Below are 16,244 nucleotides of genomic sequence, written 5' to 3'. Positions count from 1 at the left end.
ATCATCTCGCTAAGGTTGTCTCTGAACCGGCCCCGTCTTTAGCGGTGCACATGCCAGACCAACTTATCGCCGCGAGCATCAGCCCTGTCCGCGCGACTTGACCCACTGCATTTATTTTTAAAGTGTTGCGGACGGCGTGATTCTAGGAATGCCAATCAATAGCGATGTACAAAGAATGTAAAAATCAACGGTATTTGAGAATGTGTTCCTTCCCCACATCGAATGAGCCGCGTTTTATTTCCATTCAATAAAGAAAGAAGCGAAGAACCTCTACCAATCTAGGATTCCAGCGATGCCCCTTTCTCCGCTGTTGAAAGAACAAATGAGAAGCTGCGATGATTTGCGCGATGAAAAAGACGCCCGGTGCATGCGCGCGTGGCGATGGAATGCAATCGGCGTGTTGATGCTTGGCATCTTTGTCATCGCGCTGATCTCCGCACCTGCATCAGCGCAGGAAATCGTCAACGACCTCTCTGCAAAACCAACTGGCCGCGTCCACTTCAACAGCATCACCCCCAAGAGCAAATGGGAGCTGGTGCATCGAAAGTTCGACAAGTCGCCCACGCCCATCTGGGGCACGTTGTATCTGCCCGAGACCCTGCAGGGCCGCGTGCCTGCGATGGTGATTTCGCATGGCTCCGCCGGGCCGCAGCAGAAAGACGTCGACCGGTGGGTGCGGCTGTTCAACCAGATGGGCATGGCCGCGTTCGTGGTGGATTCGTTTGGCCCGCGCGGCATTGCCAACACGATGGACAACCAATCGCAGCTGAACCCCGCGGCCAATGACGCCGATGCGCTGTTCGCGCTCAAGCTGCTGAGCACCGATCCGCGCATCGACCCGAAGCGCATCGGCCAGATTGGTTTTTCGCGCGGCGGCGGTGTGGCAATGGACATGACGCTCGACGCATTCCGCAAAGGCGTCATCGATGACGACACGCGGTTTGCGGCGCTCATCGGTTTCTACCCGGGGTGCTCGGCGCTCTGGTGGGAAGTACCGCCGCCACCGCTGTCCGGCGCCCCGCTGATGCTCGCGCTGGGCGAGAAAGACGACTACACGCCCGCACAGCTTTGCCGCAATGCGGCTGATGTCATGGAGCGTGACGGCCAGACCGTCGACGTGCACGTCTACCCCGGCGCGTATCACGACTTCGACAACACGCATGCGTACTTCAAGTACTTTCCGGGTGCCACCACGGCGCGCGACTGCCCGCAGACCATGATCGACGTGCAGCACGACGCGTACTACCGGCTCCAGAGCGGCGAGAAATACCCCAACCTGCAGGCCATGGAAGCCGACTACAAGCGCTGCACCGTCCGGGGCGTTTCCACCGGCGCCAACCTGGACCAAGCCCAACGGGCCGAGGCCGACGTCAAAGCGTTCCTGACAAAGGCGATGGGTCTGTCGCCGCGCTGATGTAGGAACCTCTACAACGTTGCAGCGGTTATGACGCGCGCCTATGCTGCCGTCATGACCGCCTCCCCCGATTCTTGGCTGCTGCTGATCGTCAGCCTGCCCACTGCCCGAGCGACCGCGCGCATGCGCATCTGGCGCGCTATCAAGGCCATCGGCTGTGCAGCGCTGCGCGATGGCGTCTACCTGCTGCCCGCGCGTGCCGAGCATGCCGCACAGCTCAATGACCTGGCAGACGAGACGTTGCAGGAAGACGGCCAGGCCTGGGTGCTACGCGTGCAGGCCAGCGATGCGGCGCAAGACGCGGCCTACCGCGCCCTGTTCGACCGCACGTCCGACTACGCCGACTGGCTGGCCGAACTGTCTGAAGCGCGCAAGACGCTCCCCGACCTGCCCAGCGCCGAGCGCAACCGGCTTCTGCGCCGCCATGCCCGCGCCTACGAGGCCATCCGCAAGATCGACTTTTTCTCCAACGAAGCGACCGTGCGCGCCGATGCCCAATGGCGCGACTTTGCTGCGGCGGTCGAAGCCACGCAATCGCCAGGCGAACCGAGCGCCGCTGCGGGAAGCATCCCGCGCCGTGATCGCACGCAATATCAGGGGCGCCTGTGGGCAACACGCCGGCACCTGTGGGTAGACCGCGTTGCCAGCGCCTGGCTCATCCAGCGCTTCATCGATCCGCACGCGCGGTTCGTGTGGCTCGACAGCCCCGCCGATTGTCCCGCCGATGCGCTCGGCTTCGACTTTGACGGTGCCGCCTTCACGCATGTGGGCGAGCGTGTTTCATTCGAGGTGCTCATCGCCAGCTTTGGGCTGGACGACGACGCGGGGCTCGCGCATCTGGGCGCAATGGTGCATGCACTCGACGTGGGCGGCGCGACCACGCCGGAAGCCGGCGGGTTCGAAGCCATCCTGGCGGGCGCCCGCAAGCGGCTGGCCGATGACGATGCCCTGCTCGCAGAGATCGGCACCGTGCTCGATTCGTTGTATGTGCATTTTTCCGGCAGCCGGAAAGCATGACGGCTGTCACCCATTGCAGGTAACCCATGAACATTGCCCCCGAACGCCCCACCTACACGCTGCGGCAACTGGTGCTGTATTTCCTGCGGCTGGGCGCGCTCGGCTTTGGTGGCCCTGTGGCGCTGGCCGGCTACATGCGCCGTGACCTCGTCGATGCCCGTCAGTGGATTACCGAAGCGGACTACAAGGAAGGCCTCGCGCTCGCCCAACTCGCGCCGGGGCCGCTGGCCGCGCAACTCGCCATCTACCTCGGCTACGTGCACTTCCGCATCGTCGGCGCCACGCTGGTCGGCATGGCGTTCGTGCTGCCTTCATTCCTGATGGTGGTGGCGCTGGGCTGGGCCTATGCGCGCTTTGGCGGGCTGACCTGGATGCAGTCCGTGTTCTATGGCGTGGGCGCGGCGGTGATCGGCATCATCGCCATCAGCGCGCACAAGCTCACCACCAAGAGCGTCGGCAAAGACAAGCTGCTGTGGGCCGTCTACCTGCTGCTGGCGGCGGTGACGGTCGTGACGGAATCCGAAGTGGCGTGGCTCTTTCTGGCCGCCGGTGTGCTGGTGTGGTTCTGGCGCGCGCCGCCAAAGTGGCTGCGCCAGGGCCGTGTGAACGCCGTGGCCGTGGCCCCGGTTGCAGCGGCCAGCGGCATGCTCGGCACGCTCGATTGGCCGCTGCTCTCGCAGCTTGCCGCGTTCTTCGCCAAGGCCGGTGCATTCGTATTCGGCTCGGGCCTGGCCATCGTGCCATTCCTCTACGGCGGCGTGGTCACAGAGCACCACTGGCTCAACGAAAAACAGTTCGTCGACGCGGTGGCCGTGGCCATGATCACGCCCGGCCCGGTGGTCATCACCGTCGGCTTTATCGGCTATCTGGTGGCGGGCCTGCCCGGTGCGTGCGTGGCCGCGCTTGGCACGTTTCTGCCGTGCTACCTCTTCACCATCCTGCCGGCGCCGTACTTCAAGAAATACGGCAAGCTGCCCGCCATCCTGGCCTTTGTCGACGGCGTCACTGCGGCGGCCGTGGGTGCCATTACCGGCGCGGTGATCGTGCTGGCCAAGCGCTCCATCGTCGATGTGCCAACAGCGCTGCTGGCGGTGGCGACGGTGTTGCTGCTGGTGAAATTCAAGAAGCTGCCCGAGCCGGTGATCGTGGCGGGAGCAGCGTTGCTTGGCTTGGGGCTGTATCCGCTGCTCCATCACTGATTACGTTCACTCATGCGGGAGGTTGTGCCATGCAATGGATCACACGCGAGCGCCCCAAGATCGACCGCATTGCCTGCCCGTGGCTGATCGCCCGCTTCATCGACGAGACCCCAGATTTTCTCTACGTGCCACCGGGTGACGTGCTGCCCCTCGCCCGTGACACCGGCGCCATTCCGTACGACGTCCCGGGTGTGGAGCTCTCGCACGTGGGCGAGCTGTGCAGCTTCGATGCGTTTCTCGACAAATACCGGCTGGGCGATGATCCTGCCTTGCAGCACCTTGCGCGCATCGTGCGCGGCGCGGATACATCAAGGCTCGACATGACGCCCCAGTCCAGCGGGCTCTACGCAATTTCGCTGGGCCTGTCGCATGTCTTTGCCGATGACCTTGCCATGCTGGAGCACGGGTTGGTGATGTACGACGCGCTCTACGCGTGGTGCAAACACTGCCAGGCAGAAACGCACAACTGGCCGCCCAAGATGCCTGCATAAACAACGGCGGGGCAAGGGTCACGCTGACACGCTCGCTCACGCTGTCCGGAGGGCCCTCGATGCGCAGGCCGCGGTGAAGAAATAGCCCGCGCGATGCCCGTGGGCGCGGCCTCCAACGCCAAACGGTTGCGCTCATACAGTCAGGGAAAACCAGGCCAAACGTTGTTCCCAATGCCCGATACCAACCGGCACAGGCAGCGTTACGATTGGTTTCAATTCGACCAAAATGCGTGCCATGGCCGGGACTATCCTTCGGGCACCCCCCACCGAGGAGATAACCATGAAAACAAGCTATCGGAACATCCTCATTGCATTGCCCCTGCCATTCCTCGTCGCTGCATGCGGCGGCGGGGATGGCGGTACGGATGCCGGCACAGGCACGCTCCATGTCTCGATGACGGACGCACCGTCCTGCGGCTTTGATCACGTCTACGTCACCGTCAACAAGGTGCGCGTGAACGCCAGCGCGTCAGCCGCCGACACCGACGCCGGCTGGACCGACATCGCGTTGGCCACGCCGCAGAAGGTCGATCTGCTATCGCTCACCAACGGCGTGCTGACTGACCTCGGTACGGCCCCGCTGCCCGCCGGGCAATATCAGCAGTTGCGCCTAGTGCTGTCTCCCAATCAGGGCAACACGCTGGCCAATTCCGTGGTGGTGACGGGCTCGTCGACCGAGCAGGCGCTGGCCACTCCAAGCGGCACGCAGAGCGGATACAAGATCATCCATCCCTTCACGGTGCAGCCCAACACGCTGGTCGATCTGGTGCTGGATTTCAATGCCTGCAAATCGATCGTGCAGCAGGGCAATGGCGGCTACAGCCTCAAGCCGGTCGTCACAGCAACGCCCAGGGTGGTGAGCGGCTCGATCACGGGCTACGTGCCCACCGCACAGGCCGGCGCCACGGTGTATGCCGAACAGAACGGCCAGGTCATCCGCGGCACGGTGGCAGATGCCACGGGCAAGTTCGTGCTGTCGCCGCTGGTGCAGAGCAGCACCAATGGTGCGTATGACGTGGTGATCGTCGACAACACGCTGCCGACCGGCCATGCCACGGGCATCATCCGCACCGTGCCCGTCACGGCCAGCACCACGACCACGGTCTCCACCACGGGCGCGCCGATTACGCTGCCGGCCTCCACCACCAATACCGCATCGGGCACGGCCACCGCATCGGCGCAGGCGACGTTGCGCGCGCTGCAGACAGTCAACTCGGTGTCGTACGAGATCACCTCGGGTAATGCCAACCTCGATACCGGCGCGTATTCGCTGGCGTTGCCCGCAGCCGCGCCGCTGGTCGGCACGTACAGTGCGACGCTGCCGATCGCACTCTCAGCGGTGTCGGCATCTGCCGGCCAGTACTCGGTGCAGGCCACCAGTGCGTCGGGCGCCACGCTGAGCAATCCGGTCAACGTTTCTGCCGGCAGCCAGACCGGGGTCAACTTCAGTTTCTAACCAGGGAGAAAGGGGGCGAAGCTCGCCCTCACAACACAATGAAGAACATCATCCTCATCCTGTCTTTGGGTGCGTCGCTGCTGGGCGGTTGCGTCTATCTGCCCGACGATGGCCCCGTCATGCGCCCGCAAGGCGGCCCGGGCAACGGCTTCTGCCCGCCGGGGCAGGCGAAGAAGGGCAATTGCTGAGCCGTTGACTTAGCGCTCGCGCAACAAAAAGCCGGTCTACGTGACCGGCTTTTTCTTTGCTGCGTTGCGGCGCTTACTTGCCCTTGCCCGCGTGCTTGTGCTGCGTGGATTTGCCATGCTGATGCGCGCGGTCTGCAGCGCGCGCCTTGCCCTTATCGCGGTCCAGGCTGTCGTGGCCGTTGGTGTTGGACATGCCGTGGCTGCTCATGTGCGCAGCGGAACCGCCACCGGCATTGCCCTTGGCCTGCGCCGACAGCGAAACGGTGCACAGCGCTGCCATTGCCGCCGCCACCATCCATTGTGCTCGAGTCATCTGTTTCCTCCTCCTGGTTTTTGGTTCCACCGATTCTAGGCAGGCACAGATGAGAATGTGCGCTCCAGTGCAACCAAACGTAACCACGACCGCAGGTGCACCCGCACTAAGGGACTAGCGCCTCCAGACGTGAACTTCATTTCCACTTGGAACCAATCTCCGCCAACCCCGCCTTCTGCAAATCTTCCGCACTCATCACGATGCGGAACTCACAGTCTGCGTTGAACAGCAGAAACCACGGCTCCGCCAGCGCGGGAATGTGCGAAGCCGATTCCACATTGACGATGAGCACCGCGCCGCGGTGGCCGCCCTGCTCGGTAAAGTACACAGCCTCTGGCTTGCTCTCGGCCATCACGCGAGGGATCAGCTCGGCGATGGAACCGTCGCGCACATAGGTGTTGAAGGGTTCGTGCGGAATCCGCACGTTCACGAGCATGCGCATGATTTGCCTCCTGGGTGATGGCCAGGGCAAGCGCCGCAGTCAGGCCACCATAGCCGCCACGGCCATGCGCGGCCGAACACCGTAGGTATAGGACGGGCGCCGCGTTTGCGTTATCAGCCGTTGGCTAGGCGAGATGGCCTAGAGGCCAGGATGAGGGCGTAGCGAACCCGGCCGCGCTTGCCCTCAATCCAGCGGCGCCAGCGCCTTCGGCACGACGTATTGCTTGCCGTCATACGCAAGCCGGTAGGTGGTGCGTTGCGGCTTGGCGTTGTGTGTCTGGCATTCGCCGGCCTTGTCGACCGTGTTGGTGGATGCGGATTTGCTTTCCGACAACGCAATATCGGCGTAGCCGTTGTGGGTGTCCGCTGCCATGGTCAGCGTGCGCTTGGTTTGCTCGAACGCGCCGGCGCAGTTGGTATCCCATTCACCGCCGCTGGCTTCCACGACAACGCCATTCAATACCGGTTTCAGTTGATTGCCCTGCAACGTGTAGAGCCACAAGGCGGTCTCGCTGAACGGATTGGGCCGCGAGCTGCCCTCCTTGGCGATGCGTACGCCAAACGCTATCTGCCCGGGCGCGACCACGTAGCGCGCGGTATCGAAGGTGACGGACCGAATGCGCACCGCATCGTCCGACATCCGCGCGGGCAGGCGCAGACGTTGCCGGATGCTGCCGTTGCCGGTGTCGAGCACCAGCAGTTCAAGGTCGCCTTCATTGGTGCCTGCATCTGCGTCCTCCTGCTGCATGAGTGGCACGGCCATGAGCGTGAGTTCCGGGTGCGCGGGCCACGTACGGCACACCACCGCATGCGGGTTGAGCGCCTCCGGCAACTGGATGCGGGCGCCGTCGACCTTGTAGCCGCTGCCCGAACGTTTCGCAGCGGGGTACGCCTGCTTGATCGCGCTGTCTACCTGCGCGGCGCAGGCATCTTCAGCGGCGTGGACGGTTTGCGTGCCGAGCAACAGGCCGGCAATGCACAGCAGAAGGGATACGTGAGCGTGTTTCATGTTTGGTGATGGTGGCGTGCTTTCACTTCGGAATCGGCTCGTAATGCACCTTGCTGCGCCATTTGCCGTTGACGAGCGTTTCGACGGTGACTTTCATCTTGTCGCCAGGCCCCTGCGCGTCGTCAATGCGGCGCTCGACGGCAACCGGTACATCGTGTTCGACGGCGTACACCGTGCGCTCGTGATAGCAGCAACCGCTCTTTGCCCACGTGCGCAGACGCTTGTTCTTGGCGTCCACTTCAAAGAACCCCAGCGTTTCCTGGATCAGCCCCGTCATCTCGCTGTTGGGTACGAAGCGCTGCGCCTGCGCATTGAACAGATAGATGTCGTAGCTCGGGCCGCCGTAGCTGCCTTCGTTGCCGGTCTGGATGCCGAAGTCTTCCTGGCCATCGAAGTTGAAATCGCCAACGTTGATCACGCCCTGGTAGTCATAAAGGCGCGACGAGTTGACCAACGGCCCCTTGCTCCCCTTGGGCAGCGTGACAAAGACCTTCGGCAGGTTGATGACCTGGCGCACAGCGCGCTGGCCCTTGTCGTGAATGAGCAACTGGGCCGGGCCTTCGCAGGTGGTGTCCTCTTTGTCGCTTTGCGCCGGGCAGGCTTCGAGCATGCGCAGCACGAAGTCGTGCTGCTTGGCGATCGCGTTCAGCCGGAAGATCGGGCCATCCACGGCCTCGCCCGGCTCCGGAAACGCGGGTTGCGATTTCAACTCGTCAATGCGCGTGCGGTACGCCTCCTTCAACGCGGCCACGTCGATCTGGCCAGAGGGCGCGCGTTGCTTCAGCCAGTCACGTTGCTCCGCCTTCAACGCATCGGTGTCGGCACCGTGCTGCTTCAACGCAGCGCGGTACGTATCGGCCAGTTGCGTATCCAGCGCGGAGAGCTGCGCGTCATTGCAGATGGCATGCTCGATTGAGCTGCGCGCGGCGGCGCAATCAAAACTGGCTGCATGCGCGGCCGCGGGCAACACAGCGATGGCAAAAGCGATGGCGGAGATGCCGCGAGGTAGCGTCATTGGATCAACCTTGGGAAAGCAGATGTGAGCGTGTGCAGCATTGTGCTCGGGAATGCGGCGGCGCGGTGTGCCCTATCCGCACTTGGCCGCCTTCACCGCCCGGCCCGAGCGGCACGGGAAGACTTTTCCTACCATGGCAACCACCCCGCCCCGAAAACGATGAGGTATGCAATGGCCCTTCCCACGCGCAACCCCCAGACCCGTCCCGCACACGATCCCGCCACCCAGCGTGTACGTGGCGTCGCGCGCACGCTATCCCTTGCCATCGCGCTGCTGCTGCCTGTTGCCGCATGGGCCGCCGACCCCGTCGACGACGCACTGGAGCACTGCCTGAAAACCCCACACGGCCAAACCACGGCCGGCATGACCGAGTGCACGCACACCGCTTACCAGGCGTACGACCGCCAGATGAACACGCTGTATCAAGCGGTGATGAGCAAATCCGACCCCGTATCGCGCGAGGCCATCCGCAACGCCCAACGTGCATGGCTGGCCTACCGAAACGCACAGCGGGCAGCCGACAACGCGCCGTGGCGGGCGGACAGCGGCTCGATGGCGAGCCCCGATATCGAAGGGCTGAACGTGGAGGCGATCCGGACGCGCATTGCAGAGCTGGAGTACTACCCGCACTAGCCGGGCAGGGGAAGACTCCACTGTGGATAACCGCCCTTCCCCCTGTGAATAACTCCAGGGACAAGCATGTGGGCTCTCCGGGGTCAGCAGGCAGACAGCACGGGAACAACTTCCCACCGTGTCGGCAGGGCCCGACGCGATACCCCGGACTCATCCACGCAACAGCACACCCTGTCCGACCGGTTGTCCGTTCTGCAAGTCGTTGATGCAAAAGCGATTTTGGTACTTGCCCACAGGACTTATCCACCGTTATCTACTACTACTATCTGTATACATAAAGAAGTAAACCTATAAACCCTCTGTCGGGCATCGAGTCCGTGGCTGGGTTGTGGGCAAAGCAGCATGCAGGTGCTGGCTTTTGGTGGAGCAACCACCGAACGCCGCCGCCCGATCTCTCGCGCAACAGCATCAAGTGCCTCCCAAGTTGTTCCCGATATCGCAGGCTGACCGCCTTGCTGCAGACTTATATTTCGAATATATTGGAAATATGGAAGAAAACGACGCTATCCGATCCCTCGCCGCGCTGGCCCATGGCCTGCGCCTCCAAGTGTTTCGCATGCTGGTGGTCGCAGGGCCTGCGGGCATGACACCAGGTGCGATTGCCGAACGGCTCGACGTGCCGGGCGCCACGTTGTCGTTCCACCTCAAGGAGCTGACGGCTGCACGCCTGGTAACGCAAGAGCGTGACGGCCGCAACCTGATCTATCGCGCGGCATATGACCACATGAACGCCCTGCTGGGCTTCCTGACCGCCAACTGCTGCCAGGGCGAAGCCTGCCTGGAAGCGAGCGCCACCGACTGTAAATGCTGAAGGAGCATCCCATGAAACGATTTCACGTCCATCTCCACGTTGACGACCTGAGCAAAAGCATCGCCTTCTACTCCAAGCTCTTTGCCGCCGAGCCGACGCGCGTGGAAACCGACTACGCCAAGTGGATGCTGGATGACCCGCGCATCAACTTCGCCATCTCCACACGCGGCAATGCCCCGGGCGTTGACCACCTGGGCTTCCAGGTGGACGACGCTGCCGAACTGGCCGGGCTGAAGGCCCGTGCGGAAGCCGCAGACATGGCGCTATTGGATGAAGGCGAAACCACCTGCTGCTATGCCCGCAGCGACAAGCACTGGATCACCGACCCGCAGGGCATCGCCTGGGAGCACTTCCATTCGCTCAGCAACATCCCGGTCTTCAGCGAAGACAAGAAGGAAGAAGCCGCCCCGGAGGCTTCTGCCTGCTGCGCACCGCGTGCTCCAAAGGGCAAGCCGATCGGCATTGCCGTGAAGTCCGGCTCCGGCTCATCCTGCTGCTAAGGGCGCACGCATGACCACCAACGTCCTGATCCTCTGCACCCACAACTCCGCACGCAGCGTGCTGAGTGAAGGGATGCTCAATCATTGGGCCAAGCAACTCGGCAAAGACGTGCGCGCTTACAGCGCCGGCAGCGCACCGAGCGGGCGCCTCAACCCGTTTGCGCTCGAAGCCCTCACCAACGCAGGCATCGACACCGCCGACTACCGTAGCAAGAGCTGGGACGAATTCGTTGCCGACGGAGCACCCCAGATGCGCATCGTCATTACCGTGTGCGATAGCGCTGCAGCCGAGACCTGCCCGTATTGGCCGGGCAGTCCCGTCAAGGTGCATTGGGGCTACGCCGACCCGTCCAACGCGACGGGCGGCGACGAGGGCAAGCGCCTCGCCTTCGAGCTGACACGCCAAGCCATCGGCTATCGCATGTTGCAGTTGCTGGCCCTGCCGCTCGACCGCATGAGCAATGCCGAGCTGCAAACGGCGTTGGAAGGCATCTCGCAAAATTGATCTGAAGCCTGCCCAATGACTGCATCCAACGTAGCGCCGTCGGCACAGGCCGAGGCCAAGCCTTCCATCAACTTCTTCGAGCGCTACCTGACCGTCTGGGTGGCCCTTTGCATCGTTGCCGGCATCGTGCTCGGCCAGGTGCTGCCCGGCCTGTTCCAGCAGATCGGCCGGATGGAATACGCGCAGGTCAACCTCCCGGTCGGGTTGTTGATCTGGGTGATGATCATCCCGATGCTGGTCAAGGTGGACTTTGGCGCATTGCATGAGGTGCGCCAGCACGTCAGAGGCATCGGCGTCACGCTTGTCGTGAACTGGCTCGTCAAGCCGTTCTCGATGGCGTTTCTCGGCTGGCTTTTCATCCGCCATCTGTTTGCGCCGATGCTGCCTGCGGACCAGCTCGACAGCTACATCGCAGGCCTGATCCTGCTGGCTGCCGCACCGTGCACCGCAATGGTGTTCGTCTGGAGCCGGCTGACGGGCGGCGATCCGCTGTTCACGCTGTCGCAGGTCGCGTTGAACGACAGCATCATGGTCATCGCATTTGCGCCGCTGGTCGGCTTGCTCCTGGGCATGTCTGCCATCACGGTGCCGTGGGCGACGCTGCTGACTTCGGTCGCCCTCTACATCGTCATTCCGGTGATCCTCGCGCAGATCTGGCGCAAGGTGCTGCTCGCCAAAGGCCAATCAGCGTTCGATGCTGCAATGGCGAAGATCGGCCCGTGGTCGATCGCGGCGCTGCTGGCAACGCTGGTGCTGCTCTTCGCTTTCCAGGGCGAAGCGATCCTGAAGCAGCCGCTCGTTATTGCACTGCTGGCGGTGCCAATCCTGATCCAGGTGTTTTTCAATTCAGCGCTGGCCTACTGGCTCAACCGTGCGGTGGGCGAAAAGCACAACATCGCCTGCCCGTCTGCGCTGATCGGGGCGTCAAACTTCTTCGAACTGGCCGTCGCGGCCGCGATCAGCCTGTTTGGTTTCCATTCCGGTGCAGCGCTGGCCACCGTCGTCGGCGTGCTGATCGAAGTGCCCGTCATGCTGCTGGTGGTGCGCATCGTCAACCAGACGCAGGGCTGGTACGAGTGCCGGACCTAGCGGCAACGGTTCAATCCAGCAGCAAGCGCGCCTGAATCGTCGGGCGAGTACCCAAAGCAGCCGCAACGCCTGAGGCGCCCGCGCGCCTCCCCCTTTCCTTCACGCTTGCGCCTCGCGTGGCGCGTACTACTCTTGACGAGGCCCCGCGTCGCGCATTTCCTACGGCGCGGTCAGCCGATCTGCAGGCTGCTTCCATCCGGCCCGGCCAGCCCCCGCTCCCCCAAGAGAGAACAGCCATGCGAAAACTGTTTGCAGCCGTCGCGCTCATGCTCGCCATGACGCCCCTTGTGCAAGCGCAGGTGAAGCCGTATCCGCCGGGCTTTCGGCACCAGAACATCCAGACCGACGGCGCGACGCTGTTTGTGCGCGTGGGCGGCAGCGGCCCGGCGGTGGTGTTGCTGCACGGCTTTGGCGACACGGGCGACATGTGGGCGCCGCTGGCCGCCGAGCTGGCCCGCACGCATACCGTGGTGGTGCCGGATCTGCGCGGCATGGGTTTGTCGTCGCACCCCGAAGGCGGCTACGACAAGCGCACGCAGGCTGCAGACGTCCGCGCCGTGCTTACCCAGCTGAACATCGACCAGGCCGATGTGGTCGGCCACGACATCGGCACCATGGTGGCGTTTGCCTATGCGGCGCGCTATCCGGACAAGACCACGCGGCTGGTCGTCATGGACGCCCCCGTGCCGGGCGTGCCGCCGTGGGAGCAGATCGTCCGCTCGCCCAAGCTCTGGCACTTCTCGTTCGGCGGCCCCGATGCCGAGCGGCTCGTCAAAGGCCGCGAGCGCATCTACCTCGACCGCTTCTGGAATGAGTTTGCCGGCACCCCCTCCAAGATCGACGAAGCCACGCGCGTCCACTACGCCCGCCTCTACGCCAAGCCGGGCGCCATGCATTCAGCGTTTGCGCAGTTCCTGTCGATCCCGCAAGACGCGGAAGACAACCAGAAAGCCATCGCCACCAAGCTGCCCATGCCGGTGCTCGCCATCGGCGGCGCCAAGTCGTTTGGCGAGAACGAGGCCATCGTCATGCACAACGCCGCCACCAACGTGCAGGAGCTGGTGATTCCGGATGCCGGGCATTGGTTGATGGAGGAGCAGACGCAGGCTACGGTGGGTGCGGTGGTTAAGTTTTTGGCGCAGTAGCGTCGGCCTTCTGCATTTTCTTTATTGGTGTTTCACGCAGCTCAACGAAAGGAGTTTCCAATGCAGCCCGTCGTCCGAGTTTCGATTCTCCGGTGTCCGCCAGACAAGTTTGCCGAGATGCGGCAGATGATGAACGACCTCGAACCCGTGCTCCGGCCCGGTATCGAAGCCATGCGCGGGCTGGTCGCGTTCTATGTGGGCGAGGACGAGGCAACGTCGTCGCTGTCGAACGTGAGCCTGTGGACTGACCTGGACGCGGCCAAGCAACTGGATACGTTCCGGCCGATGCTGGATTCGGCCAAGCCGTTTCTCGACAAGGGCGGCACGTTTGAGCGGCCGATCATGAATTACCTGCCGATGTGGGAGTTGAAGCCGGTGGGGAAGGTTTGAGGTATTTGTAATAGATCCCCCCCTGCAGACACCGCACACCATGCAGTCAGTCAATGAGATGGCCCGGCAGCGCAATATCTCGATTGCGCGCCTGCAAGCACTTGAAGTTGCGACGATTGCTGTCGATTGCGCCAAGCCAGTCGACGTCGGGTTCTATGCAAAGGAGAAGATGCGCTTCCTGAACCCGCTGTCATGGCTTCCGAAAGCGGAAATCCGCCCCGGCCTTTTTGCGTATGGAAAACAGGCGCCCAACGTTGCTCACGCGGTTGCCGCTGACAGCGACCTATGCGCTGCGCTGGACCTCCTTTTGACACGCTACGCATTCGCCGTCGAATGGTGCGATGCGTCCCTGCATGCCCGCGTGAACACCTGGGCCGGGACGATCGACGGAGATTCCACAGGCGGTGACCGCTTCTTGTCCAACCTTGAGACCGTTGCTAGACACCTTGGCGATATCGCGCAAGGACGCAGCCAGGTCGAAGCCGACTTGTCGACGCCAGCATTTGGCCCGACGTGGTTCCGGAGTCGCGCCATGGTTGGTGGATTACTCACGGGGTTTGTAGGTGCCTTCCTGTTTTTGTTCGCCGTCATTGGGCTTATTGCGCTCAGGCGGATGGTGCATTGAAGGCGCGGCTCGTCGTAAAACCCGTTCAACGTATTCGTCCACATGAACATCACCTTGAAGTTTGCTGGCTGCCTCGTCCTCCTGACGGCGTGTTCGCACGCAAGCGCACTTACCCCACAGCGCCTCCCATCAGAGGTGAGAACGTTCATTGAGGAACGGAAAATCTGCGACCACTTTCGTGGAGAACCATTCGAGGGAGATAGCCCGGAGCAAGTGGAGCGAAGAGAATTCTTGCTCGACAGCTTCGATATCTATTGCGCTGGTACCGACAAGCGCCTTGCCGCATTGAAGCGGCGGTACAAAGACAATCCGGCCGTCATGAGGCGGCTCAGTGAGTTTGAGGAGCGGGTTGAGTGATAGCGCGCGCGGCGTCCCTACCGTCCGGAGACGCACCGACTGTTCGCTGCTAAACGAGGGAGGCGGGCCTGACGGCGGGGGTAGCAGACTGGCCTCACAGGAAGCCGGTAGACCCGAAGGTCTCCCCGCCCGGCCCGCCATGAAAAACACAAGCGAACGAAGATGGACTCTCGCTGGCGCGGCAGTCTGTCTAAAGACTGCAGTGCGGGTTGCTACGCTCGTCTACCGTTGGTGTCGCGGCGGGGATTATAGCGACGGGGTACAGGCCATCGCGTCTGATTTGCAGTCAACTGAGCACCCAAGTCCCATTCGACAATTCAGGCGTGGCATTCCCGCCCGTCACGGGAATGCGTCAATCTCTTGTTATTGGCTGTAGCCCCGCCGCTCTACGGCAGCTAATACATCCCACGTCTGCGGATCGACATCGCGGCCCCCGAGCGACATCGACACGTACGCATCAATCGCATCCATAAAGCCTTTGATAAACGCCGGCGGGAACGCGTGTGCGGAGAGGTGCTGAAGCTCCTCACGCAACATGCCCGGTCGGCATTGGCCGTGGGTGCGCATGGCGGTGCGGGTGCGCCTGAGATACGCCTGCGCTGCGATTGCACCGTTCAGGTAGGTGCGGTTTTTTGTAAGCGTGCCTGCGTCGGACGACGTGGGCGTTGGGCTCGGTGGTGGTGCTGGTGGAGATGGGTAAGACGCGGGGCGGTGCCCGCTTTTGACAGATGGCATGTCGGCCTCTCTAAGTTGCATCGGAGGCTCGCCATCTCGTTGCTACACGGGGTGGCGGGCCTGACGGCGGGGGTAGCAAACCGGCCCTTAGAGAACGACCGGCAGACCCGAAGGTCTCCCCGCCCGGCCCGCCATGAAAAACACAAGCGAACGAAGGCGGACCGTCGCTGGCGCGACAGTCTCTCTAAGGATGCTATGCGGGTTGCTACGCCCGGCTGCCGTTGGTGCGGCAGCGGGGGAATTATAGCGAGGGGTATGGCGCGACGACTCTGATTTTGAGGTCGCCGTTATTCCTAGGCTCGACCCTAGCCACCGCTTGCCCTCGCCATTAGCCAGCTTCGCCGTTTAGATGGATACATCGCCATGACAGACCTTCCAACCCTTTCAGAACATTCGGTGCCTCATGTTCATATGCAAAGGCTCGACTGAGCCCGGCGCGCGACAGATCTTTAGATATGCTTCTGTCCTTTCCACGGGACAAACAAAACATTGCGTCAGCCACCACCGACCCGTCCCGGATGTCTCCTTCGCAATACTGAAATGCAAACCATGACTGCTCTCATGAACAACACGAAGTGGAACGAGGTGAGAATCGGTATGTATGGTCTTGGGGAGTTGTCACCCCGTTTTCGCGTTCGTAACCTCAATAGCGGGCACGTTAGTGATTGGGACGGCGAGTGGTTCTACCACTTTGTTGGGCGCCATGAGGAAGATGAGTGGGTCGAGGTCGCCGTGACCTCTGCGGTCCAACGTGAGGCCGTTTTGAGCATCCTTCGTGCGGTTGGCGTTCCTGGCGTGGCGACGGAGGCGGGTTTCAAAATTTTTGGCTATGCGCCTCTTGGGATTTCCGTTCAGTATTTGTAGGAGCGCAGAATCAGCATCGTTGCCGCAGCGCCTCGTCCACGCGAGGA

Annotated in this window: 21 protein-coding genes; 16 read left to right on the top strand and 5 right to left on the bottom strand. The window is 62.6% G+C overall.

From position 1 onward, the window contains the following. The first annotated feature begins 403 nt into the window (after positions 1 to 403). The 6 genes from NG898_RS10470 to NG898_RS10445 all read left to right on the top strand — a co-directional run bounded on the left by NG898_RS10470 (position 404) and on the right by NG898_RS10445 (position 5,765). A complete protein-coding gene (locus NG898_RS10470; protein ID WP_252692242.1) occupies positions 404 to 1,414 on the top strand; it encodes a dienelactone hydrolase family protein in 1,011 nt (336 codons plus the stop codon). A 54-nt stretch (positions 1,415 to 1,468) separates the two neighbouring features. Then, positions 1,469 to 2,431, top strand: a complete 963-nt coding sequence (locus tag NG898_RS10465; protein ID WP_252692510.1) for a chromate resistance protein ChrB domain-containing protein — start codon at positions 1,469 to 1,471, stop codon at positions 2,429 to 2,431. A 26-nt stretch (positions 2,432 to 2,457) separates the two neighbouring features. Further along, complete coding sequence (locus NG898_RS10460) at positions 2,458 to 3,630, top strand: chromate transporter (protein WP_252692241.1); 1,173 nt, start codon at positions 2,458 to 2,460, stop codon at positions 3,628 to 3,630. A 29-nt stretch (positions 3,631 to 3,659) separates the two neighbouring features. Then, positions 3,660 to 4,121 (top strand): chromate resistance protein ChrB domain-containing protein, encoded by a 462-nt coding sequence (locus tag NG898_RS10455; RefSeq protein ID WP_252692240.1) that lies wholly within the window; start codon positions 3,660 to 3,662, stop codon positions 4,119 to 4,121. Between the two features lie 280 nt (positions 4,122 to 4,401). Next, positions 4,402 to 5,577 carry a DUF4382 domain-containing protein gene (locus tag NG898_RS10450; protein ID WP_252692239.1) on the top strand — a complete coding sequence of 392 codons (1,176 nt, stop codon included), beginning with the start codon at positions 4,402 to 4,404 and terminating at the stop codon, positions 5,575 to 5,577. 38 nt (positions 5,578 to 5,615) lie between these two features. Further along, a complete protein-coding gene (locus NG898_RS10445; RefSeq protein WP_037031851.1) occupies positions 5,616 to 5,765 on the top strand; it encodes a hypothetical protein in 150 nt (49 codons plus the stop codon). Positions 5,766 to 5,838: 73 nt separating this feature from the next. Here the strand turns inward: NG898_RS10445 and NG898_RS10440 are convergent, their stop codons facing one another. From NG898_RS10440 to NG898_RS10425, 4 genes are all read right to left on the bottom strand, one after another. Beyond that, positions 5,839 to 6,078, bottom strand: coding sequence for a hypothetical protein (locus NG898_RS10440; protein ID WP_252692238.1), 240 nt, complete (start codon positions 6,076 to 6,078; stop codon positions 5,839 to 5,841). A gap of 136 nt (positions 6,079 to 6,214) precedes the next feature. Beyond that, complete coding sequence (locus NG898_RS10435; protein ID WP_252692237.1) at positions 6,215 to 6,520, bottom strand: panthothenate synthetase; 306 nt, start codon at positions 6,518 to 6,520, stop codon at positions 6,215 to 6,217. A 183-nt stretch (positions 6,521 to 6,703) separates the two neighbouring features. Next, positions 6,704 to 7,528, bottom strand: coding sequence for a PA3715 family protein (locus tag NG898_RS10430; protein WP_252692236.1), 825 nt, complete (start codon positions 7,526 to 7,528; stop codon positions 6,704 to 6,706). Positions 7,529 to 7,550: 22 nt separating this feature from the next. Further along, complete coding sequence (locus tag NG898_RS10425; protein WP_252692235.1) at positions 7,551 to 8,543, bottom strand: lysozyme inhibitor LprI family protein; 993 nt, start codon at positions 8,541 to 8,543, stop codon at positions 7,551 to 7,553. A gap of 171 nt (positions 8,544 to 8,714) precedes the next feature. Between NG898_RS10425 and NG898_RS10420 the strand changes: the two genes are divergently transcribed. The 9 genes from NG898_RS10420 (at position 8,715) to NG898_RS10380 (ending at position 14,598) form a co-directional block, all read left to right on the top strand. After that, positions 8,715 to 9,176 carry a lysozyme inhibitor LprI family protein gene (locus tag NG898_RS10420; RefSeq protein ID WP_252692234.1) on the top strand — a complete coding sequence of 154 codons (462 nt, stop codon included), beginning with the start codon at positions 8,715 to 8,717 and terminating at the stop codon, positions 9,174 to 9,176. A gap of 487 nt (positions 9,177 to 9,663) precedes the next feature. Further along, positions 9,664 to 9,987 carry an ArsR/SmtB family transcription factor gene (locus NG898_RS10415; RefSeq protein WP_232041451.1) on the top strand — a complete coding sequence of 108 codons (324 nt, stop codon included), beginning with the start codon at positions 9,664 to 9,666 and terminating at the stop codon, positions 9,985 to 9,987. An 11-nt stretch (positions 9,988 to 9,998) separates the two neighbouring features. Then, complete coding sequence (locus NG898_RS10410; protein ID WP_252692233.1) at positions 9,999 to 10,487, top strand: ArsI/CadI family heavy metal resistance metalloenzyme; 489 nt, start codon at positions 9,999 to 10,001, stop codon at positions 10,485 to 10,487. A 10-nt stretch (positions 10,488 to 10,497) separates the two neighbouring features. Continuing rightward, the gene (locus tag NG898_RS10405) at positions 10,498 to 10,992 is read left to right on the top strand and encodes an arsenate reductase ArsC (protein ID WP_252692232.1); all 495 of its coding nucleotides are present in this window, start codon (positions 10,498 to 10,500) and stop codon (positions 10,990 to 10,992) included. 15 nt (positions 10,993 to 11,007) lie between these two features. After that, entirely contained in the window at positions 11,008 to 12,081 is a 1,074-nt protein-coding gene (arsB, locus tag NG898_RS10400; RefSeq protein ID WP_252692231.1) for an ACR3 family arsenite efflux transporter, read from the top strand. Between the two features lie 236 nt (positions 12,082 to 12,317). Further along, entirely contained in the window at positions 12,318 to 13,226 is a 909-nt protein-coding gene (locus tag NG898_RS10395) for an alpha/beta fold hydrolase (protein ID WP_252692230.1), read from the top strand. A gap of 60 nt (positions 13,227 to 13,286) precedes the next feature. Continuing rightward, on the top strand, positions 13,287 to 13,616 hold the full coding sequence (locus NG898_RS10390) for a hypothetical protein (protein WP_252692229.1): 330 nt from the start codon (positions 13,287 to 13,289) through the stop codon (positions 13,614 to 13,616). Between the two features lie 40 nt (positions 13,617 to 13,656). Further along, positions 13,657 to 14,241 (top strand): hypothetical protein, encoded by a 585-nt coding sequence (locus NG898_RS10385; protein WP_252692228.1) that lies wholly within the window; start codon positions 13,657 to 13,659, stop codon positions 14,239 to 14,241. A gap of 42 nt (positions 14,242 to 14,283) precedes the next feature. Continuing rightward, positions 14,284 to 14,598, top strand: coding sequence for a hypothetical protein (locus NG898_RS10380; protein ID WP_252692227.1), 315 nt, complete (start codon positions 14,284 to 14,286; stop codon positions 14,596 to 14,598). A 363-nt stretch (positions 14,599 to 14,961) separates the two neighbouring features. Here NG898_RS10380 and NG898_RS10375 read toward each other — a convergent pair whose 3' ends face one another. Continuing rightward, entirely contained in the window at positions 14,962 to 15,333 is a 372-nt protein-coding gene (locus tag NG898_RS10375; RefSeq protein WP_252692226.1) for a hypothetical protein, read from the bottom strand. A 540-nt stretch (positions 15,334 to 15,873) separates the two neighbouring features. On the opposite strand from NG898_RS10375, the gene NG898_RS10370 reads away from it, so the two are divergent. After that, positions 15,874 to 16,197, top strand: a complete 324-nt coding sequence (locus NG898_RS10370; protein ID WP_315862493.1) for a DUF6678 family protein — start codon at positions 15,874 to 15,876, stop codon at positions 16,195 to 16,197. Positions 16,198 to 16,244 lie beyond the last annotated feature (47 nt).

This window comes from Ralstonia mojiangensis (assembly GCF_023955645.1).
GTDB lineage: Bacteria > Pseudomonadota > Gammaproteobacteria > Burkholderiales > Burkholderiaceae > Ralstonia > Ralstonia mojiangensis.
The sequence above is the reverse complement of the archived record's forward strand: the minus strand, read 5'-3'. Positions and strand labels throughout refer to the sequence as shown.